Origin of the sequence: Georgenia satyanarayanai, from assembly GCF_900116375.1 — a bacterium.
Taxonomy (GTDB): Bacteria; Actinomycetota; Actinomycetes; order Actinomycetales; family Actinomycetaceae; genus Oceanitalea; species Oceanitalea nanhaiensis.
Genome location: NZ_UETB01000018.1, coordinates 1 through 25,861 on the forward strand (window position 1 = coordinate 1; position 25,861 = coordinate 25,861).

Consider the following 25,861-nt stretch of genomic DNA (forward strand, 5'->3'; position numbering starts at 1 on the left):
ACTGGGTTGATAGGCCGGACGTGGAAGCGGGGACTAACGACCCGTGGAGCTGACCGGTACTAATTGGCCAACAACTTCACCACAACTATCAAGATCAAATGTTGACGCGTCCACTGTACGGTTCTGGAGCCACCCACCCCTCACACACGTGAGGGAAGCGGTCGGACAACTCCACAGAGTTACGGCGGTCATAGCGAGGGGGAAACGCCCGGTCCCATTCCGAACCCGGAAGCTAAGCCCCTCAGCGCCGATGGTACTGCGTGGGAGACTACGTGGGAGAGTAGGACACCGCCGAACACCCATTCCCGTAAGGGCCGCACCACAGGTGCGGCCCTTACGTGTTTCACCACCCGCCGGTTACCGTTGCAACGCGAGCAACGCCGACTCCAGGCGTTCGAGAAGGAGCATAAGCTCCTCGTCGGTGATCACCAGCGGGGGAGCGAGTCGGAGCGTCGCTCCGTGCGTGTCCTTGGTCAGTACACCGTGGTGCTGCAGCTCCTCGCACAACCGCCGCCCGCTGGCCACCCGGGGGTCAAGGTCGATGCCGGCCCACAGTCCGCGGACACGGTGGCGCAGGACCCCGAGCTCGTGGAGTCTTGCCAAGCCTTCCTCCATCACGGGCTCGAGCGCCCGGACGTGCTCCTGCAGATCGCCAGGCTCGAGGAGGCCGATCACGGCCTCACCCACCGCGCAGGCCAGCGGGTTGCCACCGAAGGTCGAGCCGTGCTCCCCGACACCGAGGACGTCCAGGACCACCGTGTCCGCGACGACGGCAGAGACGGGGAGCACCCCGCCTCCCAGCGCCTTCCCGAGGATGTAGACGTCCGGGACCACGGCGTCGTTCTCACACGCAAAGGTGCGGCCCGTGCGGCCGAGTCCGCTCTGCACCTCGTCCGCGAGGAGCAGCAGGCCATGGCGGTCGCAGATCTCCCGGACCGCTGCGAGGTAGCCGGGCGGAGGCAGCACGACGCCGGCCTCGCCCTGGATCGGCTCGAGCAGGACCGCCGTCGTCGTCGGTTGGACCGCTGCCTCGAGGGCGGCGGCGTCGCCGAAGGGGACGGCGTCGAACCCGCCGTCGTACGGACCGAAACCCGCGCGCGCAGCAGGGTCGCTGGAGAAGCCGACGATCGTCGTCGTCCGCCCGTGGAAGTTGTTCTCCGCGACGATGATGCGTGCCCGGCCGTCGGGCACCCCGCGTCTGGTGTACGCCCACTTCCGGGCCACCTTGATCGCGGTCTCGACGGCCTCCGCCCCGGTGTTCATCGGCAGGACACGGTCCTTGCCGCACAACCGGGACAGTCGCTGAGCGAAGCCGGCCAGCCTGTCGTTGTGGAAGGCGCGGCTGGTGAGTGTGAGACGGCGCAGCTGCTGCTCGGCCGCCGCCACGAGCGCGGGGTGTGCGTGACCGAAGTTGAGAGCGGAGTAGCCGGCGAGGGCATCGAGGTACTCCCGACCCTCGACGTCCCGGACCCACACGCCCTGCCCCTCGGTGAGGACGACCGGCAGCGGCGCGTAGGTCTGCGCGAGCACGGCGCTCTCGACTGCGATGGTCTCCGCGGTGGTCATGGACTCCTCCCCGCCTCGGTGTGGTCCGTCACGATCGTAGGCCGGTGAACCCCGTGAGATCCGGGTTTCCGGGCGGCGCGGACGTGGAGCGGATGTGACACGCCGGTAACGTGGGACCGCGTAGCATGACGCCAGCCGTCCCACACCCAGCAGAAGGACAACGGACAAATGAACTCTTCTCCTCTGGCCCGACGCAGCATGCTCGCCGCGACCGCGGCAGCAGCGCTCCTGCTCGTGGCTGCCTGTGGTGACAGCGGCGGCGAGAGCGGCGGTGAGGGCGGCGACGACGCGCTCGGCCTCATCAACCCCGGCACCCTCACCGCGTGCTCCGAAGTTCCCTACCCGCCCTTCGAGGTCGAGGACGCCGAGGCGCCCAGCGGGTACAGCGGCTTCGACATCGACCTCCTCCAGGCGATCGCCGACGAGCTCGAGCTGGACCTCGCGGTGGAGGACGTGAGCTTCGAGGCCCTGCAGTCCGGCACCACGCTCGCCGCTGACCAGTGCGACATCGGGGCCTCGGCGATCACCATCACGCCGGAGCGCGAGGAGAACCTCACGTTCTCCGAGCCGTACTACGACTCCCTCCAGTCCCTCCTGGTCGCACCCGACTCGGGTATCGAGTCGATCGCTGACCTCGACGGCGTGAACGTCGGGGTCCAGGCCGGTACCACGGGCATGTCCTACGCCGAGGAGAACGCCGAGGGCGCCACGCTCGTGGAGTACCCGGGCAACTCCGAGCTGTGGTCCGCGATCCAGGCCGGCCAGATCGACGCGATCCTCCAGGACCTTCCCGTCAACGTCGAGAACGCCAAGGCCGACCCGGCCTACGTCATCGTCGAGGAGTACTCCACCGACGAGCAGTACGGCTACGCGATGGACGGGGACGCCCCGGAGGAGTTCGTCACCGCGATCAACGACGCGCTGCAGACGCTGCGCGACGACGGCACCTACCAGGACATCTACGACTCCTACTTCGCCGTCGAGCCGCAGTAGACCATGCGTCTCACGACACGTCGGCGGCTGACGAGGATCGGGCTGTACGTCCTGTTCTTCGCCGTGCTCGCGACCGTCGCGGTGCTGGCGGACTGGGAGCGGATCGCCAGCCAGTTCTTCCAGTGGGACATCGCTCGCGACCAGTTCCCGCAGATCATCACCATCGCGCTGAAGAACACCGTCCTGTTCACTCTCATCGCCTTCGTCGGGGGTCTGCTGCTCGGCATCGTCTTCGCGTTGATGAAGCTCTCGAGCGTGGGGCCCTACCGGTGGTTCGCGACCGCCTGGATCGAACTCTTCCGGGGTCTGCCGGCCCTGCTGACGATCTTCGCGATGGCGTACGTGGTGCCGATCGCTCTCGGGTTCCGGCTTCCCGGCGGCAACGTGGGCGCCGGTCTCGTCGGCCTCATCTTCGTCGCCTCCGCCTACATGGCCGAGGTCATCCGCGCCGGTATCCAGGCGGTCCCCAGGGGCCAGAACGAAGCAGCGCGGTCGTTGGGCATGTCCCCGGCCACGACGATGATGAGGATCGTCCTGCCCCAGGGCTTCCGGATCATCATCCCGCCGCTGACCAACGAGTTCGTCCTCCTCCTCAAGGACACCTCGCTCCTGTTCATCGCCGGCTCCACGGTGCTGACCAAGGAGCTGACGACCTTCGCCCGGGACGGCCAGACGACGACCGGCAACGGCACCCCGCTCGTCATGGGCGCGATGCTCTACCTGCTCATCACGATCCCGCTCACCCGGCTCGTGGCGGTGCTCGAACGACGGATGGCGAGGGGACGATGACGGGCACCACCCCCGCGATCGAGATCACGGGACTGCGCAAGAGCTTCGGCGACAACGAGGTGCTCAAGGGCATCGACCTGTCGGTCCACACGGGCGAGGTCGTCTGTGTCATCGGCCCCTCCGGCTCGGGGAAGTCCACGCTGCTGCGTACGGTCAACCGGCTCGAGGAGCCCAGCGGCGGCTCGCTGCGCATCGAGGGCGAGGACATCCTCGACCCGGACTGCGACATCGACTCCGTGCGCACCCGCATCGGGATGGTGTTCCAGCAGTTCAACCTCTTCCCGCACCTCGACGTCATGGGCAACCTCACCATCGCCCAGCGGCGGGTGCTCAAGCGCGGCAAGCAGGAGTCGGCCGAGGTCGCCCGCGCCATGCTCGAGCGGGTGGGGCTCGCCGACCGCGGCGACGCGTACCCGGCGCAGCTGTCCGGTGGTCAGCAGCAGCGCGTCGCCATCGCCCGCGCCCTGTCGATGAACCCCGACATGATGCTCTTCGACGAGCCGACCTCCGCGCTCGACCCCGAGCTCGTCGGTGAGGTCCTCGACGTGATGAAGCTCCTCGCCGCCGAGGGCATGACGATGATGGTCGTCACCCACGAGATGGGCTTCGCCCGCGAGGTGGGGGACCGGCTCGTCTTCATGGACGACGGCCTCATCGTCGAGGAAGGCGTACCCGCCGAGGTCCTCGCCGACCCCCAGCACGCCCGCACCCAGGCGTTCCTGTCGAAGGTGCTCTAGCCGCTCCCACCCCGAGCCGTTGGTGCGCCTCCCTCACTCCGCTTTTCGCATGTTGACGAGAGGAACACGATGCAGGTTCGACGACGAGTCTGGTGCGGTGCGGCGGTCTCCGCCGCGCTGCTGGGGGCGGTGACGGTACCCGCCGCGGGTGCCGGCCCGGTGGCCACGGTGGTCACGCCCCCGACGGTGAGTGCCGTGCCCGAGGACGACGGCGTGCCCTACCCGCGGCAGGAGCCGCTCACCGAGCCGCCGGTGAACGAGGACGACCAGTCCTACTGGCGTGGGGCCATCCCCTTCCACGAGATCGCGCCGACCCTCAACGCGCACATGGAGGCGAGCGAGTACGTCTCCACGGAGGTCGTCGGCCAGTCCACCGAGGGGCGCGACCTGTACCTCGTGACGATCACGGCCCCGGAGTCGGCCGAGGAGAGCGCCCAGCAGGACGATTGGCGCGACCGGATCAAGCATGACGCTGCCGCCGCCCAGGACGACGACGCGCTCATGGCCGGCTACAAGCCGCCGATCTGGTTCAACAACAACATCCACGGCAACGAGTGGGACGGCACCGACGCCGCCCTCTCCTACATCGACGAGCTCGTCGAGGACCTCGAGGCGGGCGACGCGGACGCCGTCGCCCTCGCCGAGAACTACCGCCTGTACTTCACGGTGAGCAACAACCCCGACGGCCGCGTCGCCGGGACCCGCGCCACCGCGCTCAACCTCGACGCGAACCGTGACTTCATCACCAACACGACTCCCGAGACACGGATCATCCGCGACCTCACCGGGGACCTGCAGCCGATCTTCTTCGTCGACATCCACGGTTACACCGGCAACCTCCAGGTCGAGCCCACCGGCCCGCCGCAGGGTGAGAACTACGAGCACGACCTCCTCATGCCCTACTCCTACGCCGCCGCCCTGCGCATCGAGCAGGACGTCATCGACGCGGACATCGCGGGCAACCCGCTGACCGAGGACGGCGGGATCATCATCCCCTTCCGCGACATCCCGGACGGCTGGGACGGTTGGCCGCCGATCTTCACCCCCCAGTACGTCCAGTTCCAGGGCTCCATCGCCTACACCGTCGAGCTCGGTCCCGGCCGCAGTCGCGCAGCGACCCTCGAGGAGCAGCTCGCGGAGAATGCCGAGCGTCTGGCGACCAACCGGGAGGTCGGCCACCAGGTCATCGAGTCGACGGTCGCCTACGTCGACGAGAACCGCGACGCGATCCTCGGCAACCAGATGGAGATCTTCCGCCGCGGTGAGGCGGGTCTGCCGCTCGTCGAGATCCCGGCCAACCCGGACCCGGACGAGTACGAGGGCCCTGACGAGTGGGCGGAGGAGTGGGACGCGGCCGACGTCACCGGGACCGAGTTCCCGCGCGCCTACGTCATCCCCGCGGGCTCGACCGACGCCGCCACCCTCGTCGACCACCTCATCGCCCACGGCGTCGAGGTCGGTGTCGCCGACGCCGACTTCTCCGTCGGCGGCGAGGAGTACGCCGCGGGCAGCTTCGTCGTCGACATGCACCAGCCGCTTCGCGGCCTGGCCAACGTGCTCCTCTCCGACGGGGCGGACATCTCAGACCGCGTCCCGAGCATGTACGACATCTCGGCGTGGAGCCTCGGTCGCCTCTGGGGCGCCGAGGTCGACCGCGTGGGCAGCACGACCGACCCCGCCCTCGACGTGACGACGACGCCCGTCGCCGTCGCGCCCCCGACGGGTAGCTTCCCGGACGACGCCGACTACGTGAGCCTCGCGCTCGACGGTGTCGCCGCCGTGCAGGCCGTCAACCTCCTGCTCGCCGCCGGCGTTGCCGTCGTCGACGTCGGGGACGGCACCGTCGTCGTCGGCCCCGACGGGCTGGAGCAGGCCGCAGCACTCAGCGAGCTGCTCGGCGTCGCCTTCACCGCCACCGACGGGCGCGAGCTCGCCGGCGACGACGTGCGCGGCCTGTCCGCCCTGCGCGTCGGTTACACCTCGTCCGCGCCCTACGGCGGGGAGGACGAGCTCGTCCTCACCGGGCTCGGCTTCGTCGACCCGGTGCGCGTGACTGTCGAGGGCCTGAACGACGGCAGCGTCGACCTCGAGGAGATCGACGTCCTGTGGCTCGGGTCCCGCCTGCGGCTGGGCGAGGACGCCGACGCCGCGGACGACGCGCTCGAGGCGTACTTCGACTCCGGCAAGGGCGCCGTCGCGACGGCGGACGCGGGGATCTGGGCAGCGGAGGAGTTCGAGCTGTTCGAGGCGGACGTCGTCACCGGGCCGGGACGCGCCAACGGCGTCGTCCTCGTCGACACGGAGGACGGGGTCATCTCCGCCCAGGCCGAGGACGCGGCCTTCGCCTACGGCCCGGCGTACTTCACCGAGCTCGGGGACGACGTCACCGTCGAGCAGTCATACGGCACCGAGCCGCTGCTCAGTGGTCACTGGCTGCCGAACGGGGACGGCACCGGCGGGCCGGAGCAGGCCGGCGGGCAGCCGTCCGTCATCTCCGCGGTCAACGCCGACGGTGCGCGGGCGCTCGTCTTCGGCACCGACCCGTTCTTCCGCACCCACCCGCGGGGCATGTTCGACGACGTCGCCGCCGCACTCCTGTGGGCCGGTCCCGAGGGGGCGCTCATCGAGCCGCCCGTCGAGGAGCCGACGGAGGAGCCGACGGAGGAGCCGACCACCCCGGCCCCGACCGAGGAGCCGACCACGTCGGAGCCCACCGAGGAGCCCACCACCGCCGGGCCGACGGTCGCCCCGACGACGGCCCCGACCGACGGGCCGGGGAGCGGTCGTCTGCCCACCACCGGCGCCGACGTCTGGATGCTCGGTGTCCTCACGGTGCTGCTCGCCGGTGCCGGCGGCGTGCTCGTCGCCCGTCGTCGCCTGACGGACTGACACCGGCCTGACCCAGCGGGGCGGCACCTCCCGACCGGAGGCGCCGCCCCGCTGGCATGTCTTGCCGCTCGAACGGTGGACCGACGTGTCGGTCCGGAGTCTTAGACTCGGGCCATGACCACCGAAGCCACTGACATCAAGCCGCGCAGCCGTCAGGTGACCGACGGCATCGAGGCAACGGCGTCGCGCGGGATGCTTCGTGCCGTCGGCCTGGGTGACGAGGACTTCGCCAAGCCCCAGATCGGCATCGCGAGCTCGTGGAACGAGATCACGCCCTGCAACCTCTCCCTGGACCGCCTGGCGCAGGGAGCGAAGGAGGGCGTCCACTCCGGCGGTGGCTACCCGCTGCAGTTCGGCACCATCTCGGTGTCCGACGGCATCTCGATGGGCCACGAGGGCATGCACTACTCCCTCGTCTCGCGGGACATCATCGCCGACTCCGTCGAGACCGTCATGCAGGCCGAGCGTCTCGACGGCTCCGTGCTCCTCGCCGGCTGCGACAAGTCGCTGCCCGGCATGCTCATGGCCGCCGCCCGCCTCGACCTCGCTGCCGTCTTCCTCTACGCCGGCACGATCATGCCGGGCTGGGTCAAGCTCGAGGACGGCACCGAGAAGGACGTCACGCTCATCGACGCTTTCGAGGCCGTCGGCGCGTGCTCCCGCGGGCTCATGAGCAAGGGCGACCTCGACCGCATCGAGCGCGCCATCTGCCCCGGTGAGGGCGCCTGCGGCGGCATGTACACCGCCAACACCATGGCCTCGGTCGCCGAGGCGATGGGCATGTCCCTGCCCGGCTCCGCCGCCCCGCCGTCGGCGGACCGCCGCCGCGACATGTTCGCCCACCGCAGCGGCGAGGCCGTCGTCGAGATGCTCCGCCAGGGCATCACCGCGCGCGACATCATCACGAAGAAGTCGCTCGAGAACGCGATCGCCGTCGTCATGGCGTTCGGTGGCTCGACGAACGCGGTGCTGCACCTCCTCGCGATCGCCAACGAGGCCGAGGTCGACCTCACGCTCGACGACTTCAGCCGTATCGCCGAGCGCGTGCCGCACCTGGGCGACCTCAAGCCCTTCGGCCGCTACGTCATGAACGACATCGACCGCATCGGCGGCGTGCCCGTCGTCATGAAGGCCCTGCTCGACGCCGGGCTCCTGCACGGCGACTGCCTCACCGTCACCGGCAAGACCGTCGCGGAGAACCTCGAGGGCATCAACCCCCCGGACCCGGACGGCAAGATCCTGCGCGCGCTGGACAACCCGATCCACGCGACCGGCGGCATCACCATCCTCGGCGGCTCGCTCGCCCCTGAGGGCGCGGTCGTGAAGTCCGCGGGCTTCGACTCCGACGTCTTCGAGGGCACCGCCCGCGTCTTCGAGCGCGAGCGGGCCGCGATGGACGCCCTCGAGGACGGCACCATCCAGGCCGGCGACGTCGTCGTCATCCGCTACGAGGGACCCAAGGGCGGCCCGGGCATGCGCGAGATGCTCGCCATCACCGGCGCGATCAAGGGTGCCGGGCTCGGCAAGGACGTCCTCCTGCTCACCGACGGCCGTTTCTCCGGTGGCACGACCGGCTTGTGCGTCGGGCACGTGGCCCCCGAGGCGGTCGACGCCGGACCCATCGCCTTCGTCCGTGACGGCGACACGATCCGCCTCGACGTCGCCGGCAAGACCCTCGACCTCCTGGTCGACGAGGACGAGCTGGCCCGGCGCCGCGAGGGCTGGGCGCCGATCGCCCCGCAGTTCACCAAGGGCGTGCTCGGCAAGTACACCAAGCTCGTCCAGTCGGCGAGCAAGGGCGCCATCCTCGCCTAGCGCACTCCGCCTGACGCCGGGAGCCGGACTCCTCACGGAGGAGTCCGGCTCCCGGTGTATCGGGAGGCTTCCGGCGTCGAGCGCCCCCTCCGCCGAGAGCTGGATCCAGCTCCCGGCGGCTACGGGGGAGGGGGATCTGCTACGGGACGAGGAGGACCTTGCCCGTCGTCTGCCGACCTTCGAGGGCGGCGTGCGCGGCGGCGGCCTCCTCGAGCGGGAACTCCTGCCCGATGCGGACGTCCAGCCCGTCGGCGACGGCGTGGAAGAGGTCGGCGGCCCGCCAGAGCAGCTCGGCGCGGTCGGCGGTGTAGTGGGCGAGGGTCGGGCGTGTGGCGAAGACAGACCCGGCGGAGTTCAGCCGCTGGAGGTCGAACGGCGGAACCTGACCGCTGGACCCGCCGAAGAGCACGAGCATCCCCCGCGGGCGCAGGCTGCCCAGGGAGGCGTCGAAGGTCGCCCTGCCCACGCCGTCGTACACGACGTCGACACCGCGGCCGTCGGTGAGCTCGCGGACGATCTGGGGCAGCTCGGCCGTGAGGTCCTCGAGCTCGGTGTACCGGATGACCTGCTCCGCACCGGCCTCGCGGGACAGCAGCTCCTTCTCCGCGGTCGACACGGTGGAGATCACCCGTCCGCCGCGGCGGACGACGAGCTGGGTGAGCAGCAGCCCCACCCCGCCGGCGCCGGCGTGGACGAGCGCGACGTCACCGGCGGAGACGGGGAAGGTCGAGGCGCTGAGGTAGTGGGCGGTCATCCCCTGGAGGGGAAGCGCGGCGGCGGTGTGGAGGTCGATGCCCGCCGGGACGGGGATGGCCTCCCGCACGGGGACGTTCACCCGCTCGGCGTAGCTGCCCGGCGCTGCGGCCCACGCGACGTGGTCGCCGGCCGAGAACTCGGTGACGCCGTCGCCGACCTCGACGACGGTGCCGGCACCCTCGGAGCCGACGACGTGGGGGAAGTCCATGGGGTACACCCCGCCGCGGCGGTAGGTGTCGATGAAGTTGACCCCGGCGGCGGCCACCTCGACCCGGACCTCGCCCGGGCCCGGCGGCTCGTCGGGCAGCTCGACGACGGTGAGGACCTCAGGTCCCCCGGCCTCGGTGGCATGGATGGCACGCATACCTCCATGTATACCCGTCGCTCCCGCTGAGTACCGTGGCAGCCGTGAGCGACTACACCCGACCGGCGGTCCCCGAGGAGGTGTTCCGCGACGAGCACGGCGCCGTCATCGCCTACGGCCACCGGTGGGGTGACGACCCACCGCCGGAGGACGCGTACTCGGTCGACAGCAACCTCGAGCGGTTCTCCCCGCTGCACCTCGTGGCCGAGGCGCTCGTCGCGCACCTCATCGCCACCTACGACGTCCTCGTCGAGGAGGACCTCGCCGTCGCCGCAGACGTCGGCGTCCTCGCGGACGACGGCGACCTCCCGGGCGCCGGCGTGGTGCGGGCGGTGCGGCTGACCCCGCGGGTGGCCGACGCCGCGGCGCTGACCGTCGTCCTCCTCGACGACTACTCCGTGCTGGTCCACGCGGGTCTGCTGCACGACTTCCCCTTCCCGGGGTGCGGCTGCGACGCGTGCGACGCGACCTGGCACACCGAGGTCGACGGCCTCGAGGACCTGGTGCTCGCGGTGGCCGAGGGCCGCTACGGGGAGCGCCTCCACCGCCGACCTCGGCGGTGGGTGCAGTACGCGCTCGCCGACCGGCACGGCAACGTCAGCTCTGGCAGGCAGGTGGCGCACCGAGTTCCGCGGTTCCGGGGCAGTTCCGCCCGCGCCACACTGAGACGGCGCCGCGGTGGGCCTTGGCGTCCGTGGGCGCGTCGGCCGTGACGAGAACGGCGCCGTAACAACTCAGCTCTCGGCGGGAGAGGGGTGGGGGGGTGGCAACGCCGACGGGCGTGTCAGATGCCGGGACGGAAAACCATTATGTGAGACGGTTTGGGTTGAGGGGTGGGGCGGGGTTACAGTTTCGGCATGCAGCAGGACGTCGTACTTCACAGGCGCGCAGCCGCCGACCGCTGAGCCGGTCCCGCTGCGCGCATCCCTTCGCACCCTCCTCGGGTCGAGGGGTTTTTTGTTTGCCGCTCTGCCGCACCACCACCGAGGTACCAGGAGGGTCATCATGGCCAAGGGACCAGTCCCCGCGCCGCCCCGCACCACCCCGCAGCCGTCGGCGCCCAGCGTCGTCGCGCCGGCCGCGCCTGCCGGTCAGATCCGCGAGGAGGTCGACGGCGCCACGAGCATCGTCCGCTCCCTCGAGGAGGTTGGTGCGGAGGTCATCTTCGGCATCCCCGGCGGGGCCATCCTGCCCACCTACGACCCGCTCTTCGACTCCACGCGGCTGCGTCACATCCTCGTGCGTCACGAGCAGGGCGCCGGTCACGCCGCCACCGGCTACGCCGCGGCCACCGGGAAGGTGGGCGTGTGCATGGCGACGTCCGGCCCCGGCGCGACGAACCTCATCACCGCGCTTGCCGACGCCCACATGGACTCCGTGCCTCTCGTCGCCATCACCGGCCAGGTGGGGGCGAGCGCGATCGGCACCGACGCGTTCCAGGAGGCCGACATCGTCGGCGCCACCATGCCGCTGACCAAGCACTCCTTCCTCGTCACCGACCCCGACGAGATCCCCGCGCGCATCGCCGAGGCCTTCCACATCGCCTCCACCGGCCGCCCCGGCCCCGTCCTCGTCGACATCGCCAAGAGCGCCCAGCAGTCCCGGACGACCTTCGCGTGGCCGCAGCAGCTCGACCTGCCCGGCTACCGTCCCTCCGTCAAGCCCCACTCGCGCCAGGTGCGCGAGGCGGCCCGGCTCCTGGCGACCTCGCGGCGCGCGGTGCTCTACGTCGGTGGTGGCGTCATCCGCGCCCAGGCCTCCGAGTCGCTGCGCCGGCTCACCGACCTGTCCGGTGCGCCCGTGGTCACCACGCTCATGGCCCGCGGCGCCCTGCCCGACTCCCACCCCCAGCACCTGGGCATGCCGGGCATGCACGGGTCCGTCGCGGCCGTCGCCGCGCTCCAGCAGGCCGACCTCATCGTCACGCTGGGTGCCCGCTTCGACGACCGCGTCACCGGCCAGCTGTCCTCCTTCGCCCCCAAGGCGACGATCGTCCACGCCGACATCGACCCGGCGGAGATCTCCAAGAACCGGCACGCGGACGTCCCGATCGTCGGGGACCTCGCCGACACCATCCCGGACCTCGTCACCGAGCTGGCCGCAGCCCACGAGCAGTTCGGCAAGCCGGACATCGAGGCGTGGTGGCAGCGTCTGGACGAGCTGCGTGAGACCTACCCCCTCGGCTGGACCCCGACGGCGGACGGGCACGTCGCACCGCAGCACGTCATCAGCCGGATCGGTGAGATCGCCGGCCCCGACGCCATCTACGCCTCGGGTGTGGGCCAGCACCAGATGTGGGCCGCCCAGTTCATCCGCTACGAGCACCCGCGCACCTGGCTCAACTCCGGTGGCCTGGGCACCATGGGCTACGCCGTGCCCGCCGCCATGGGCGCGAAGGTCGGCATGCCGGACCGCACGGTGTGGGCCATCGACGGCGACGGCTGCTTCCAGATGACCAACCAGGAGCTGGCCACCTGCGCTCTCGAGGGCATCCCGATCAAGGTGGCCGTCATCAACAACTCCTCCCTCGGCATGGTCCGGCAGTGGCAGACCCTCTTCTACGACGGCCGCTACTCCAACACCGACCTCAACACCGGCCACCAGACCGCTCGCATCCCCGACTTCGTCAAGCTCGCCGAGGCCTACGGCTGCGTCGGGCTGCGCGCGGAGACCGTCGCGGACGTGGACGACACGATCAGGAAGGCGATGGAGATCAACGACCGTCCCGTCGTCGTCGACTTCGTCGTCAGCCGCGACGCGATGGTGTGGCCGATGGTGGCCGCCGGCGTGAGCAACGACGACATCCAGTACGCGCGGGGAATCACCCCCTCGTGGGACCGCGACGAGTGAAGCGAGGAAAGCGATGAGTACCCGTCACACCCTGTCGGTCCTGGTGGAGAACAAGCCCGGCGTGCTGACGCGCGTGTCCGCGCTGTTCGCCCGCCGCGCCTTCAACATCCACTCCCTCGCCGTCGGTCCGACCGAGCACCCGGACATCTCCCGGATCACGGTCGTCGTCGACGCCGCCGAGCTGCCCCTCGAGCAGGTGACCAAGCAGCTGAACAAGCTCATCAACGTCATCAAGATCGTCGAGCTGGAGCCGGAGTCCTCGGTCCAGCGCGAGCTCCTGCTCGTCAAGGTCCGTGCCGACGACGCCTCGCGCACCGCCGTCCTCCAGGTCGTCGAGCTGTTCCGGGCCCACGTCGTCGACGTCGCCCCGGACGCCGTGACGATCGAGGCGACCGGCTCGCACTCCAAGCTGCAGGCGCTGCTGACGGCCCTCGAGGCGCACGGCGTCCGCGAGATCGTCCAGTCCGGCACCGTGGCCATCGGCCGCGGCTCTCGCTCGATGACCGACCGCGCCCTCGAGCGGGTCCGGACCGCCTGACCCCCATACTGACCAACGAAGCACCGGCCCTCGCAGGGCCACCACACCAAACACCAGGGAGAACACTGTGGCTGAGCTGTACTACGACGACGACGCCGACCTGTCCGTCATCGCCGGGAAGAAGGTCGCCGTCATCGGCTACGGCAGCCAGGGGCACGCCCACGCACTGAACCTGCGCGACTCCGGTGTCGACGTCACCGTCGGCCTGCGCGAGGGCAGCTCGTCGGCCGCCAAGGCCAAGGACCAGGGCCTGCAGACCGCGAGCATCGCCGACGCCGTCTCCGGTGCCGACGTCGTCGTCATCCTCGCCCCCGACCAGGTGCAGCGCACGCTCTACGCGCAGGACATCGAGCCCAACCTCAAGGCCGACGCCACGCTGCTCTTCGCCCACGGCTTCAACATCCGCTTCGGCTACATCAAGCCGGCCGCGGGCCACGACGTCGTCATGGTCGCCCCCAAGGGCCCGGGCCACCTCGTGCGCCGCGAGTACGAGTCCGGCCGCGGCGTGCCCGTCATCGTCGCCGTCGAGCAGGACGCGACCGGCACGGCGTGGGACACCGCGCTCTCCTACGCCAAGGCCATCGGCGGCCTGCGCGCCGGCGGCATCAAGACCACCTTCACCGAGGAGACCGAGACCGACCTGTTCGGTGAGCAGGCCGTCCTGTGCGGTGGCACCTCCCAGCTCGTCCAGTACGGCTTCGAGGTCCTCACCGAGGCCGGCTACCAGCCCGAGGTCGCCTACTTCGAGGTCCTTCACGAGCTCAAGCTCATCGTCGACCTCATGTGGGAGGGCGGCATCGCCAAGCAGCGGTGGAGCATCTCCGACACCGCCGAGTACGGCGACTACGTCTCCGGCCCGCGGGTCATCTCCCCGGAGGTCAAGGAGAACATGAAGGGCGTCCTCGCCGACATCCAGTCCGGCGCCTTCGCCGACCGCTTCATCACCGACCAGGACGCCGGCGCACCGGAGTTCAAGGAGCTGCGGGCCAAGGGTGAGCAGCACCCGATCGAGACGACCGGCCGCGAGCTGCGCAAGCTCTTCAGCTGGGTGGAGACCAAGGACTCCGACTACACCGAGGGCAGCGCCGCGCGCTGATCCCGCCCGTGAGGCGCCGGCCGGGGACGATCCCGGCCGGCGCCTCGTCACGTGTCGGGCCCTCACCACCCCCGGTAGCGGTAGCTGACGAGGGCGCCGTCACCGAAGGTGCCGGTCGTCGCGTAGACCGTCCGTCCGTCGACGCCGACGTCCGCCGGGCTCTCGGCCTCGAACAGGGTCGCGGCGCGGCCGGTGAAGGGCCGGATCACCGAGACCTCGCCACCGAACATCTCGGCGACGACGATGTGCCCGGTGGGCATGAGCGCCAGGCCGGTGGCGCCGTGCATGCCGCGGGCCAGCTCCAGGGAGCGGCCGGTCCACTGGCTCAGCCGGTAGACCTTGCTCAGCGGCGCCGCCTCGCCGGCCGAGCCCTCGAGCGTGCTGACGTACAGGCCGCCGTCCCATCCCCGGACGACGTCGGTCGGCACGGGCTCCGGCGTGAACCGCTTCCCCACGAGGCAGTCGGGCAGGTCCGCGCCGCCGAACTGGCCCTCGACGTACGCCTCGAGGTCCTCCGTGAAGGTGATCGTCGAGGACGGGACGACGCCGACCGTCGAGATCCGGCCGGTGCGCTCGTTGACCTTGAGGATGGCGTTCGCGGCGGCGTCGGCGACGTAGATGGTGCCGTCGTGGACGTCGAGCTGGTAGGCGTGGGACTCGACGATGCCCGTGTACTCGCTGAAGATCGGCGCTCCGACCGTCTCTTCGAAGTCCGCGAGCTCGTCGGCGCAGGAGCTGCGCAGGTTGCGGAAGCCGTAGGTCTGCCGGGCGTCGGGGTCCCGCTCGATCTCGTACTCCCACAGGTCGTCGCTGACGACGGTGCGCTTGCCCGTCCTGGACGTCTTGACGACGTGGCTGGTGGGGACCTCACCGGTGAGGTCCGTCTCGACGTGGTAGGTCGCACCGCGGTCTCGGGCGACGCCGACCAGCTCCCCCTCCTCGGGGGAGAGGGGCAGCTGGTGGAGGGTGCTGACCCGGCCCCGCTTGTCCACTTTGGACAGCGTGTTGGCGAAGGTCTGGGTGACGTAGACGTCGCCCTTGTCCCCGACCGCGAGGGTGAGGGGACCGGCGAGGCCGTTGACGACGACGTCGGGCTCGCTGTCGCGGTCGGGATGGGCGTGCGCGGGAACGGTGACGAGGGTGGCAGCCAGGGCGAGCGCGCTCACTCCGGCAGCCAGGATGGATCTGCGCATAGGGGTCTCCAGGCATGGTTCCGACGGCCGTCTCTCATGAGGCGGTCGGTGACCGGGACCGGGCTGGAGCGGGCGGAGGCGGTATCGGGAGAGTGCGGGGCCCCGGGACAGCGTGACGCTATGCCCGTGCCCGGAGCGTCCACCAGGGGATTGACGGACGATTCACGGACGACACCGCACTCACCCCCTCAGGAGAGGATCGGCACCTGGAGGGGGTAGCGGTAGACCTCGCCGCGGCTGGCCGACATCGCGCCCTTGATCGACAGCACCAGCTGGACGATGAAGGCGCCCACCCACAGCACGATCGACAGCGGGATGAGGATCACGGTGAACACGCAGATCCAGGCGATGGCGCTGGCGACCCACACGGTGACGTTGAAGTTGAAGGCGCTGACGGCGGCGTTGCGGATGAGCGGGCTGCGGTCGCGCCAGACGAACCAGACGATGAGCGGCCCGAGGAAGCTCAGCATGCCGGCGCTGAAGATCAGCGCGATGAGCGGGGACAGGTGCGCGAGCACCGCGATCGTGCGGTCGTCACCGCCGGGCTGCGGCTGCTGGTAGGGCTGGTGCCCGTAGGGCGGGTACCCGCCGTCCTGCCCGCCTGGCGGCTGCCCGCCGTACGGTCCGCCGCCGTAGGGCTGCTCGCCGGAGTGCCCACCACCGTAGGGCTGCTCGCCGTACGGGCCACCGGGCTGCGGGGGAGGGGGAGGGGTGGACATCGGGGCTCCTTCGTCGGCGGGCGCTACGGGCCCAGCGTACGCACCGGGGCCCGCCCGCGGCTGGCACACTCGACCCCATGAGTGACGACATCGAGCAGAACCTCCCCCACGACGAGGCGCAGGACGCCGCCGTCGCCGCCTACTGGGCCACGGCCCGCAAGCGCGCGGGTCTCAACCGGCTCGACGTCGTCGTCGGGCAGCAGGCCATCGGGGCGGTGCAGCCGCCGGCGTGGTCCTTCGGCTCGGACCCCGCCGAGGCGGACTCGCTCCTCGGGCTCGTCCTCGCCGGGCGCAAGACCGCCACGTCCAGCGCCGCCGCACCCTACCCGGTCCGCGGGGAGTCCGTGCCCGCTCCCGGCGACCTGTCCATCATCCTCGACGGCGCAGGTCGCCCCCGGGCGCTCATCGTCACGACGGCGATCGAGGTCGTGCCGTACGCCGCGGTCGACGCCGCGCACGCCGCTGCCGAGGGGGAGGGGGACCTGTCCCTCGAGCACTGGCGTGCCGTCCACGCCCCGTTCTTCGCCGGCGAGCTCGCGGAGGTGGGACTGACCTTCGACGAGGACAGCGAGGTCGTCCTCGAGCGCTTCCGTCTCCTCGACCCGAAGCGCCACTCGCACGAGGCGGACGAGCGGGAGCCGGTGACGACGTAGGCGCGCCGTCCCCCCGCGCCGTCGTCCTGGACCGGAAAGGACAGGCGGGCCAGTAGGTGAGACGCGTGTCCCGACACGTGGACGCCGTCTCTACGATGGGCGCATGACGCGCACCATCGACCTCGCAGTGATCGCCGGCGACGGAATCGGTCAGGAAGTTGTCGCCGAGGGGCTCAAGGTCCTCGACGCGGCACTCCAGGACGTCACCGTCCGCACGACTCCGTACGACCTCGGCGCCGCCCGCTGGCACCGCACGGGAGAGACCCTCACCGACGAGGACCTCGCCGCCATCCGCCAGCACGACGCCATCCTCCTCGGTGCCGTGGGGGACCCGGGCGTGCCCAGCGGCGTCCTCGAGCGGGGGCTGCTGCTCCGCCTGCGTTTCGAGCTCGACCACTACGTCAACCTGCGCCCCTCGAAGCTCTTTCCCGGCGTCGTCACGCCGCTGGGCGACCCCGGCGAGATCGACTTCGTCGTCGTCCGTGAGGGCACCGAGGGGCCGTACGTCGGCAACGGTGGCGCCATCCGCGTCGGGACGCCGCACGAGGTCGCGAACGAGGTGAGCGTCAACACCGCCTTCGGTGTCGAGCGCGTCGTGCGTGACGCCTTCTCCCGCGCCGCGGCACGCCCCCGCAAGAAGCTCACGCTCGTCCACAAGCACAACGTCCTCGTCCACGCCGGCCACCTGTGGCGGCGCACGGTCGAGCGCGTCAACGCGGAGTTCCCCGACGTCACCGTGGACTACCTCCACGTCGACGCCGCGACGATCTTCCTCGTCACCGACCCCGGACGCTTCGACGTCATCGTCACCGACAACCTCTTCGGTGACATCATCACCGACCTCGCCGCGGCCGTCACCGGCGGCATCGGCCTGGCCGCCTCCGGCAACGTCAACCCCGACGGCACCGCGCCGAGCATGTTCGAGCCCGTCCACGGCTCCGCGCCCGACATCGCCGGCCAGGGCAAGGCCGACCCGACAGCCACCGTGCTCTCCGTCGCCCTGCTCCTCGCCCACCTCGGCCACGACGACGCCGCGGCCCGCGTCGAGCGCGCCGTCGCCGCCGACATCGCCGGCCGCGGGACAACGCCGCGTACGACGAGCGAGGTCGGCGACGCGCTCGCGGCCGCCGTCGCCGAGGCCCTGCCCGCCTCCTGACGGCGGTCCGCGCCGGGAACGGGGCCGCCCGAGTTCCCGGCGACGCCCTCCCCGGGCGCTACCCTCGAGTACCACCACACGCACCAGCACCCGCCCGTGCGGGCGGATGACGGAAGGACCGCTGGAGGCCCGCCATGACCACTGCACCCGCCGAGTTCGCGATCGTGCCCAGCTCCCGGCCGCGGACGACGGCCGAGCGCGCGGCCGCCCTGGACCGGCTGAGCTTCGGCGTGGAGTTCACCGACCACATGGCGCGGGCGACGTGGACGGTCGACGGCGGGTGGCACGGCCACCGGGTGGAGGGCTTCGCCCCGCTCGAGCTGTCCCCGGCGGCCTCGGTCTTCCACTACGGCCAGGAGATCTTCGAGGGCCTCAAGGCCTACCGGCACGCCGACGGCTCGGCCTGGGCCTTCCGCCCGGAGGCCAACGCGCGACGCTTCCAGGCCTCCGCGCGGCGCCTGGCGATGCCCGAGCTGCCCGTCGAGGACTTCCTCGCCTCGATCCGCGCCCTCGTGGAGACCGACCTCGAGTGGGTGCCGGCCACCGCGGGCGCGAGCCTCTACCTGCGCCCCTTCATGGTCGCGACCGAGCCCTTCCTGGGCGTGCGGCCCTCCCACCGCTACGAGTACCTCGTCATCGCCTCCCCGGTCGGCCCCTACTTCGTCAACGGCTTCCAGCCGGTGTCGATCTGGGTGGCCGAGGACTTCCACCGCGCCGGCCCCGGTGGCACCGGCAACGCGAAGTTCGGCGGGAACTACGCCGCGAGCCTGCTGCCGCAGCAGACCGCCTACGCCCGCGGCTTCGACCAGGTCTGCTTCCTCGACGCCGGCACGGCCAGCAACCTCGAGGAGCTCGGCGGGATGAACGTCTTCGTCGTCGGCGCCGACGGTGTCGTGCGCACCCCGGCCCTCACCGGCACCATCCTCGAGGGCGTCACGCGCTCCTCGATCCTCACGCTGCTCGCCGACCAGGGCACCCCGGTCGAGGAGTGCGACATCCCGCTCAAGGGCCTGCTCGCCGGCATCCGCGACGGCTCGGTGAGCGAGGTCTTCGCCTGCGGCACCGCGGCGGTCATCACCCCGATCGGGCGCCTGGCCGGTGAGTCCTTCGACGTCACCGTGGGCGACGGTGCCGCAGGGCCGGTCACCGAGCGCCTGTTCACCCAGCTCACCGACATCCAGTTCGGCCACGCGCAGGACCCGCACGGCTGGATGCAGCCCCTCGTCTGAGGGGAGCGCGTGGACGGGTGGTACGCGTCACCCTCCACGTGTGGCATCATGACCCCATGCAGTTCCGGCTCATTATCGGCTAGCGCACGCGGCACCACCCGCCACGTGCGCAACCTCCCGTACCCCGGGAGGTTTTTTTGTTGCCGGGGCCACCTGCCCGGCGGCGACCGAGACCCGGCACCACCCCCGCTGGGGAGCAGGACTGCCACGGCTGACAGAGGGAAACGGACACCATGAGCACGACGACGCGCCTCGCCTCGCAGGCTGAGCTCACCATCGACGTCTACGACACGACCCTGCGCGACGGCGCGCAGCAGGAGGGCATGAACCTCTCGGTCGCGGACAAGCTCGCCATCGCCCCGCTCCTCGACGAGCTCGGGGTCGGGTACATCGAGGGTGGGTGGCCCGGCGCCATCCCCAAGGACACCGAGTTCTTCGCGCGCGCCGCCAAGGAGCTGGACCTGCGCCACGCGCGGCTGGCCGCCTTCGGCTCGACCTGCAAGGCCGGCACCCGTCCGCACGACGACCCGCAGGTCCGCGCCCTCGTCGACTCCCAGGCGCCCGTCGTGACGATCGTCGCCAAGAGCGACATCCGGCACGTCGAGCGGGCCCTGCGCACGACCGGGGAGGAGAACCTCCGGATGATCGCGGACACGGTCCGCTACCTGCGCGAGCAGGACCGCGAGGTCATCCTCGACGCCGAGCACTTCTTCGACGGGTACCGCTACGACGCCGAGTACGCCGTCGCCGCGATCCGGGCAGGCCTGGACGCCGGGGCGCACGTCGCCGTCCTGTGCGACACCAACGGCGGCATGCTGCCGGGCTGGGTCCACGAGATCGTCACCGACGTGCGCTCCCGGGTCGACGGGGTCCTGGGCATCCACGCCCACAACGACACCGGCTGCGCGGTCGCCAACTCCCTCGCCGCCGTCGAGGCCGGCGTGCGCCACGTCCAGGGGACGGTCAACGGCTACGGCGAGCGGACCGGCAACGCCGACCTCGTCACCGTCGTCGCCAACCTCGAGCTCAAGCACGGCGTGGACACCCTCGCCGGTGACGGACTGCGTGAGTCCAGCCGGCTGTCGCACGCGATCAGCGAGATCACCAACATCAGCCCCTACGCGCGCCAGCCCTACGTCGGGTCCAGCGCCTTCGCCCACAAGGCCGGCCTGCACGCCTCGGCGATCCGGGTGGACCCCGACCTCTACCAGCACATCGACCCCGTCGCCGTCGGCAACGACATGCGCATGCTCGTCTCGGAGATGGCGGGACGGGCGAGCATCGAGCTCAAGGGCCGGGAGCTGGGCATCGACCTGTCCGGCCGCGCCGACGTGCTCGCGCGTGTCACCGAGCGGGTCAAGGCGGCCGAGGCGCAGGGCTACACCTTCGACGCCGCCGACGCGTCCTTCGAGCTCCTGCTGCGTGAGGAGCTCGACGGCGTCCGCCCGCGCTACTTCTCGGTCGAGAGCTGGCGGGCGATCGTGCAGACGCTGAGCGAGGACATCTCCCTCACCATGGCGGAGGCCACCGTCAAGCTCCACACCGGCCGCGGCCGGATCGTGTGCACCGGCGAGGGGAACGGCCCGGTCAACGCGCTGGACCACGCCCTGCGCCAGGCACTGGTCGACGTGTACCCCGAGCTCGAGGACTTCGAGCTCATCGACTTCAAGGTGCGGATCCTCGACACCCAGTCCGGTACCGACGCCACCACCCGCGTGCTCATCGAGACCTCCGACGGCGCGCGCTCGTGGAGCACGGTGGGCGTGGGTCCCGACATCATCGAGGCGAGCTGGGAGGCCCTGGTCGACTCCGTCGTCTACGGCCTGCTCCACCGCGACGTCCACCCCCGCTGACCCGGCCGCGTCCGGCGGGGACGGGGCGCGGTAGCCTGCTAGGCGTGCGAGGCGAGTTCAAGGTTCCCCAGGGCAAGCTGGTCGCCGTCGACCTCGACGTCGTCGAGGACCGGCTGCGTCACGTCAGCGTCTCGGGCGACTTCTTCCTCGAGCCCGACTCCGCGCTGGAGGACATCAACGCGGCCCTCGAGGGCGTGCCCGCGACCGCGGGTGCCGAGGAGCTGGCCCGGGCGGTGACGCGGGCGCTGGACCCCGAGGTGGCGCTCGTCGGCTTCAGCGCCGACGCCGTCGGGATCGCGGTGCGCCGCGCGCTCGGTCACGCGACGAGCTGGGCCGACCACACCTTCGAGGTCATCGGCCCCCGGGTGCTGCCCCCCGCGATGCACGTGGCCCTGGACGAGGTCCTGCCCGGAGAGGTCGCCGCCGGCCGACGCGGCCCGCTCATGCGGATCTGGGACTGGGACGCCCCGCTCGTGGTCATCGGGTCCTTCCAGTCGGTGCGCAACGAGATCGACCCCGAGGGGCTGGCCCGGCACGGGATGACGGTCGTGCGCCGCGTCTCGGGCGGTGGCGCGATGTTCATGGAGCCCGGCAACTGCATCACCTACTCCCTCGTCGTGCCGACCTCGCTGGTCGAGGGGCTGAGCTTCGAGCGCTCCTACGCCTTCCTCGACGACTGGGTCCTCGGCGCCCTCAGGGAGGTCGGGGTCAACGCCCGGTACGTGCCGCTCAACGACATCGCCTCGGACGCCGGGAAGATCGGCGGGGCCGCGCAGAAGCGCTTCGCCAGCGGCGTGGTCCTGCACCACGTGACGATGAGCTACGACATCGACGCGGACAAGATGCTCCAGGTGCTGCGCATCGGCCGGGAGAAGATGTCGGACAAGGGCACGGCGAGCGCGAACAAGCGGGTCGACCCGATGCGCTCGCAGACCGGTATGAGCCGCGCGGCCATCATCGACGCCTTCATCGCCCACTTCGAGGGTCGCTACGACACCGTGTGCTCGGACTACACCGCCGACGAGCTGGCCCGCGCCGAGCAGCTCGTCCAGGACAAGTTCCTCGACGACGCCTGGACCTACCGGGTTCCCTGAGCCGCGTCCGGATCCCGCCACAACCGGGGGGCGACACGCCCAGGGGCGCGGCGCCGGCGCGGCGCGCCCCGCCCGCGTGCCCGCCATTGTGGCGCGATCCGGCAGCAGGCAGCGGGGACGATAGGCTCGGACGCGTGAGTGAGGTCCTGGAAGCACTGGCGGCTGTCCGGGACCGCGTCGCCCGCGCCGCCGGTGCCGCGGGGCGCGACCCCGCTGACGTCCAGCTCCTCCTGGCGGTCAAGACCCTGCCCGCGGACCGCGTCCGGGAGGCGATCGCCGCCGGCGCTCACCTGCTGGGCCACAACCGGGCGCAGGAGCTCGTCGGCACCGCCCCCGACCTCGCCGACCTCCCGCACGAGATGCACTTCATCGGCCGGCTCCAGTCGAACAAGGCGGGCAAGGTCGTCCCTCTCGTCAGCTGCGTCCAGAGCGTCGACGCCCTGGCGCTCGCCGAGCGGCTCGACCGCCTCGCCGGCCGCGAGGGGCGCCGCCTCGACGTCTTCGTCCAGGTCAACACCTCCGGGGAGGCGACCAAGGCGGGGGCCACGCCCGAGGACGCGGTGGTGCTCGCCGTCGCCGTCGCGGCCCTGCCGCACCTGCGGCTGCGCGGGCTCATGACGATCGGCGCCCGGTCCAGCGACGTCGATGTCGTCCGTGCGTCCTACGATCGGCTCGCCACGCTGCGCGACGACGTCGTGGCGAGCGGCGCACCGGGCACCGCCGACGCACGCGAGCTGTCGATGGGGATGAGCACCGACCTCGAGGTCGCCGTCGCCGCCGGCGCGACGATGGTCCGGGTCGGGACCGCCGTGTTCGGGGCTCGCCCCACCCGCTAGGTTGTCCTCCACGGGGTCCCGTCGCGTACCGTGTCGGGGTTCTCGAGAGACGGGAAGGTCCATGTCCGACACCAGCCGCCGGCTGACACCGGCGCAGCTGCTCCTCATCGTCGTCGTCAGCATCCTCGTGCTGCTCTTCGTCATCCTCCTCGCCGGACGCCTCGCGGGCGGTGGGGACGAGCCCACCGACGCGACGCCGAGCGCCGCCGCCTCGTCCGGCACGGACGAGGCGACCGACGACGCGACGGGCGACGAGACACCGACGGAGGAGCCGGAGGCGGAGTACTTCGCCTCGCCGTCGGGCAACATCGTCTGCGCCCTTACCCCCGACAGCGCCGACTGCGTCATCTCGAACTTCCAGTACGAGCCCGAGGACGCCGACTGCGAGGACGAGGACGCCGGCGGGCACCTGCGCGTGGAGGCCGCCGGGGCGTCGATGCCGTGCGAGCCGCTCGTCGTCGCCGGTGACGTCCCCGCCCTCGACTACGGGCAGACGACGACGGCGCACGGCTTCACCTGCGAGAGCGCCGAGTCCGGGGTCACCTGCCGGCACGACGAGTCCGGCTACGGTTTCGCGGTCGCCCGCGCGTCCTACGAGCTGTTCTGACACGAGAAGGGCCGCCCGGGGAGTCCCCGGGCGGCCCTTAAGGTCAGTCGGTCACCAGATGCGCACGCGCTCCTCGGGGGGAAGGTAGAGCGCGTCGGTGGGCTGGACGTCGAAGGCCTCGACGAAGGCGTCGAGGTTGCGCACCACCCCGTTGCAGCGGAACTCGTTGGGGGAGTGCGGGTCGATCGACAGCAGCCGGACCACCTCGGCGTCGCGCGCCTTCTGCTGCCAGACGCGGCCCCACGAGAAGAAGATGCGCTGCAGCCCGGTGAGCCCGTCGACGACCGGTGCGTCCGCCAGGCCGGACAGCCCCTGCTTGCGCAGCGCGATCTCGTAGGCCTTGATCGCGATCGACAGCCCGCCGAGGTCCCCGATGTTCTCCCCGATCGTCAGGGCGCCGTTGACGTGGTGGGAGCCGCCCAGCTGGGCGGGGGAGAAGGCGTCGTACTGGGCGATGAGGGCCGTGGTGCGGGCCTCGAACTCGGTGCGGTCCTGCTCGGTCCACCAGTCCTGCAACCGGCCCGTGCCGTCGTACTTGCTGCCCTGGTCGTCGAAGCCGTGGCCGATCTCGTGCCCGATGACCGAGCCGATGCCGCCGTAGTTCCACGCGTCGTCGGCGTCGACGTCGAAGAACGGGGGCTGGAGGATCGCGGCCGGGAAGACGATCTCGTTCATCGTCGGGTTGTAGTACGCGTTGACCATCTGGGGCGGCATGAACCACTCGTCGCGGTCCATGGGCTCGCCGAGCTTGGCGAGGTTGCGTGCGGTCTCGAAGAGCTCGGCGCGACGGACGTTGCCCAGCAGGTCGGTCGGGTCGGTCTCGAGGGTGGAGTAGTCGCGCCACCGGTCGGGGTAGCCGATCTTCGGGGTGAAGGCGGCGAGCTTCTCCAGCGCGCGCCGCTTGGTCTCCTCGCCCATCCAGTCCAGCTCGGTGATCGACTGGCGGTAGGCCTCGATGAGGTTGTCGACGAGCTCCTGCATCCGCGCCTTGTGCGCGGGCGGGAAGTGGCGCTCGACGTAGATCTTGCCCACGGCCTCGCCCAGGGCGCCCTCGACGAGGGAGACGCCCCGCTTCCAGCGCTCGCGCATCTGCGGCGCGCCCGTGAGGGTGCGGCCGTAGAAGTCGAAGTGCTCCTCGACGAAGGCGGTCGGCAGGTAGGGCGCGCGGGCGGAGACGACGTGCCACAGCAGCCACATGCGCAGGGAGTCGACGTCCAGCTCCTCCCACGCCGTGGCGAAGTGGCTGAGGAAGGAGGGCATCCCGACGATCGTCGAGTCGACGGCGCCCGCGGGCAGGTTGAGCGACTCGCGCCACACGTCCCAGGGGAAGCCGGCGGCGGACTCGAGGATCTCGGCCCACGTGCGGGGGTTGTTGATCTGGTCGGCCTCGCGCGAGCGCACCTTGTCCCAGTGGCCGGCGGCCAGGCGCGTCTCGACGTCCACGACGCGCTGCGCCGCTCCCATCGCCTCGTCCGCGGTGACCAGCCCGGAGAGCTCGAGCATGGCGGCGACGTGAGCGAGGTAGGCGGTCCGCGTCTCGGCGTGGGCGTCCTCGCGGTAGTAGGACTCGTCGGGCAGGCCGAGGCCGCTCTGCCACAGGAAGACGCGGTAGCTGTCGGGGTCGTTGAAGTCGGTGTCGACGAAGAGGGCGACGGCTCCGCCCACCCCCGTGGAGGCCAGGGTGCCCATGGCCCGGGCGAGGGCCTCCTTGTCACGGGCGGCGGTGAAGAGCTCGAGGTCGGGCTGGAGCGGCCCGGTGCCCAGCGCCTCGATGCGCTCCTCGGCCATGAAGGAGGCGTACAGGTCCCCGACCTGCTTGGCCTCACCGGTGGCGTCCTCGGCAGCGGCGGCGTCGGTGATGATCTCGCGCACCCGCTTCTCGGACAGGTCGCGCAGCACCATGAAGGCGCCGTCGCGGGCCCGGTCGGCCGGGATCTCGTGCTCGCGGAGGTAGGTCCCGTTGATGTGGCGGTAGAGGTCGTCCTGCGGCCGCACGGTCGTGTCCATGGCCTGCTCGAACGACATCGAGGTGGTGGTCTCGTCAGTCGTCATGGTCCGACGATACGGGAGGCGCGGTTCCCGGCGCGGGCTGAGATCGTCGCCCGCGACGGTCGCGCGACACGGCAAG

General features: G+C 71.1%; 21 protein-coding genes and 1 rRNA gene. 17 read left to right on the forward strand and 5 right to left on the reverse strand.

Going from position 1 to position 25,861, the window contains the following annotated elements:
• Nucleotides 1-180: 180 nt before the first annotated feature.
• Nucleotides 181-297, forward strand: a 5S ribosomal RNA gene (gene rrf, locus DSZ44_RS16255).
• A 60-nt stretch (nt 298-357) separates the two neighbouring features.
• Here the strand turns inward: rrf and rocD are convergent.
• Nucleotides 358-1,566 carry an ornithine--oxo-acid transaminase gene (gene rocD, locus DSZ44_RS16260; RefSeq protein ID WP_110853685.1) on the reverse strand — a complete coding sequence of 403 codons (1,209 nt, stop codon included), beginning with the start codon at nt 1,564-1,566 and terminating at the stop codon, nt 358-360.
• A gap of 168 nt (nt 1,567-1,734) precedes the next feature.
• Between rocD and DSZ44_RS16265 the strand changes: the two genes are divergently transcribed.
• The 5 genes from DSZ44_RS16265 (at nt 1,735) to ilvD (ending at nt 8,789) form a co-directional block, all read left to right on the forward strand.
• Nucleotides 1,735-2,559, forward strand: coding sequence for an ABC transporter substrate-binding protein (locus DSZ44_RS16265; RefSeq protein WP_110853686.1), 825 nt, complete (start codon nt 1,735-1,737; stop codon nt 2,557-2,559).
• A gap of 3 nt (nt 2,560-2,562) precedes the next feature.
• Nucleotides 2,563-3,348 carry an amino acid ABC transporter permease gene (locus DSZ44_RS16270; protein ID WP_110853687.1) on the forward strand — a complete coding sequence of 262 codons (786 nt, stop codon included), beginning with the start codon at nt 2,563-2,565 and terminating at the stop codon, nt 3,346-3,348.
• The gene (locus DSZ44_RS16275) at nt 3,345-4,085 is read left to right on the forward strand and encodes an amino acid ABC transporter ATP-binding protein (protein WP_110853688.1); all 741 of its coding nucleotides are present in this window, start codon (nt 3,345-3,347) and stop codon (nt 4,083-4,085) included. The genes DSZ44_RS16270 and DSZ44_RS16275 overlap by 4 nt, the downstream gene beginning before the upstream one ends.
• Before the next feature lie 69 nt (nt 4,086-4,154).
• The gene (locus tag DSZ44_RS16280) at nt 4,155-6,974 is read left to right on the forward strand and encodes a M14 family zinc carboxypeptidase (RefSeq protein WP_110853689.1); all 2,820 of its coding nucleotides are present in this window, start codon (nt 4,155-4,157) and stop codon (nt 6,972-6,974) included.
• Between the two features lie 114 nt (nt 6,975-7,088).
• Nucleotides 7,089-8,789, forward strand: coding sequence for a dihydroxy-acid dehydratase (gene ilvD, locus DSZ44_RS16285; protein WP_110853690.1), 1,701 nt, complete (start codon nt 7,089-7,091; stop codon nt 8,787-8,789).
• A gap of 139 nt (nt 8,790-8,928) precedes the next feature.
• On the opposite strand, the gene DSZ44_RS16290 is transcribed toward ilvD, so the two are convergent.
• Nucleotides 8,929-9,909, reverse strand: coding sequence for a quinone oxidoreductase family protein (locus tag DSZ44_RS16290; protein ID WP_110853691.1), 981 nt, complete (start codon nt 9,907-9,909; stop codon nt 8,929-8,931).
• 44 nt (nt 9,910-9,953) lie between these two features.
• On the opposite strand from DSZ44_RS16290, the gene DSZ44_RS16295 reads away from it, so the two are divergent.
• The 4 genes from DSZ44_RS16295 to ilvC all read left to right on the forward strand — a co-directional run bounded on the left by DSZ44_RS16295 (nt 9,954) and on the right by ilvC (nt 14,393).
• Nucleotides 9,954-10,622, forward strand: a complete 669-nt coding sequence (locus tag DSZ44_RS16295) for a DUF6226 family protein (protein WP_110853692.1) — start codon at nt 9,954-9,956, stop codon at nt 10,620-10,622.
• A 292-nt stretch (nt 10,623-10,914) separates the two neighbouring features.
• Nucleotides 10,915-12,759 (forward strand): acetolactate synthase large subunit, encoded by a 1,845-nt coding sequence (locus tag DSZ44_RS16300; protein WP_110853693.1) that lies wholly within the window; start codon nt 10,915-10,917, stop codon nt 12,757-12,759.
• Nucleotides 12,760-12,772: 13 nt separating this feature from the next.
• On the forward strand, nt 12,773-13,297 hold the full coding sequence (gene ilvN, locus DSZ44_RS16305) for an acetolactate synthase small subunit (RefSeq protein WP_110853694.1): 525 nt from the start codon (nt 12,773-12,775) through the stop codon (nt 13,295-13,297).
• Nucleotides 13,298-13,364: 67 nt separating this feature from the next.
• Nucleotides 13,365-14,393 carry a ketol-acid reductoisomerase gene (gene ilvC, locus DSZ44_RS16310; protein ID WP_110853695.1) on the forward strand — a complete coding sequence of 343 codons (1,029 nt, stop codon included), beginning with the start codon at nt 13,365-13,367 and terminating at the stop codon, nt 14,391-14,393.
• Between the two features lie 62 nt (nt 14,394-14,455).
• Here the strand turns inward: ilvC and DSZ44_RS16315 are convergent, their stop codons facing one another.
• Both DSZ44_RS16315 and DSZ44_RS16320 read right to left on the reverse strand, forming a co-directional pair.
• Complete coding sequence (locus DSZ44_RS16315; RefSeq protein WP_110853696.1) at nt 14,456-15,586, reverse strand: ScyD/ScyE family protein; 1,131 nt, start codon at nt 15,584-15,586, stop codon at nt 14,456-14,458.
• A 188-nt stretch (nt 15,587-15,774) separates the two neighbouring features.
• Nucleotides 15,775-16,305: a DUF4870 domain-containing protein gene (locus DSZ44_RS16320; RefSeq protein ID WP_110853697.1), complete on the reverse strand. Its 531-nt coding sequence runs from the start codon at nt 16,303-16,305 to the stop codon at nt 15,775-15,777.
• 77 nt (nt 16,306-16,382) lie between these two features.
• On the opposite strand from DSZ44_RS16320, the gene DSZ44_RS16325 reads away from it, so the two are divergent.
• From DSZ44_RS16325 to DSZ44_RS16355, 7 genes are all read left to right on the forward strand, one after another.
• A complete protein-coding gene (locus DSZ44_RS16325) occupies nt 16,383-16,958 on the forward strand; it encodes an ASCH domain-containing protein (protein ID WP_110853698.1) in 576 nt (191 codons plus the stop codon).
• A 103-nt stretch (nt 16,959-17,061) separates the two neighbouring features.
• Nucleotides 17,062-18,114: a 3-isopropylmalate dehydrogenase gene (locus DSZ44_RS16330; protein ID WP_110853699.1), complete on the forward strand. Its 1,053-nt coding sequence runs from the start codon at nt 17,062-17,064 to the stop codon at nt 18,112-18,114.
• Nucleotides 18,115-18,248: 134 nt separating this feature from the next.
• Nucleotides 18,249-19,343 carry a branched-chain amino acid aminotransferase gene (locus tag DSZ44_RS16335; protein ID WP_110853700.1) on the forward strand — a complete coding sequence of 365 codons (1,095 nt, stop codon included), beginning with the start codon at nt 18,249-18,251 and terminating at the stop codon, nt 19,341-19,343.
• A gap of 233 nt (nt 19,344-19,576) precedes the next feature.
• On the forward strand, nt 19,577-21,196 hold the full coding sequence (gene cimA / locus DSZ44_RS16340; RefSeq protein WP_110853701.1) for a citramalate synthase: 1,620 nt from the start codon (nt 19,577-19,579) through the stop codon (nt 21,194-21,196).
• A gap of 44 nt (nt 21,197-21,240) precedes the next feature.
• On the forward strand, nt 21,241-22,290 hold the full coding sequence (lplAB, locus tag DSZ44_RS16345; protein WP_110853702.1) for a lipoate-protein ligase LplAB: 1,050 nt from the start codon (nt 21,241-21,243) through the stop codon (nt 22,288-22,290).
• A 134-nt stretch (nt 22,291-22,424) separates the two neighbouring features.
• On the forward strand, nt 22,425-23,126 hold the full coding sequence (locus DSZ44_RS16350; protein ID WP_110853703.1) for a YggS family pyridoxal phosphate-dependent enzyme: 702 nt from the start codon (nt 22,425-22,427) through the stop codon (nt 23,124-23,126).
• 61 nt (nt 23,127-23,187) lie between these two features.
• Nucleotides 23,188-23,733: a hypothetical protein gene (locus DSZ44_RS16355; protein WP_110853704.1), complete on the forward strand. Its 546-nt coding sequence runs from the start codon at nt 23,188-23,190 to the stop codon at nt 23,731-23,733.
• 51 nt (nt 23,734-23,784) lie between these two features.
• Here the strand turns inward: DSZ44_RS16355 and DSZ44_RS16360 are convergent, their stop codons facing one another.
• Nucleotides 23,785-25,785: a M13 family metallopeptidase gene (locus DSZ44_RS16360; protein WP_110853705.1), complete on the reverse strand. Its 2,001-nt coding sequence runs from the start codon at nt 25,783-25,785 to the stop codon at nt 23,785-23,787.
• Nucleotides 25,786-25,861 lie beyond the last annotated feature (76 nt).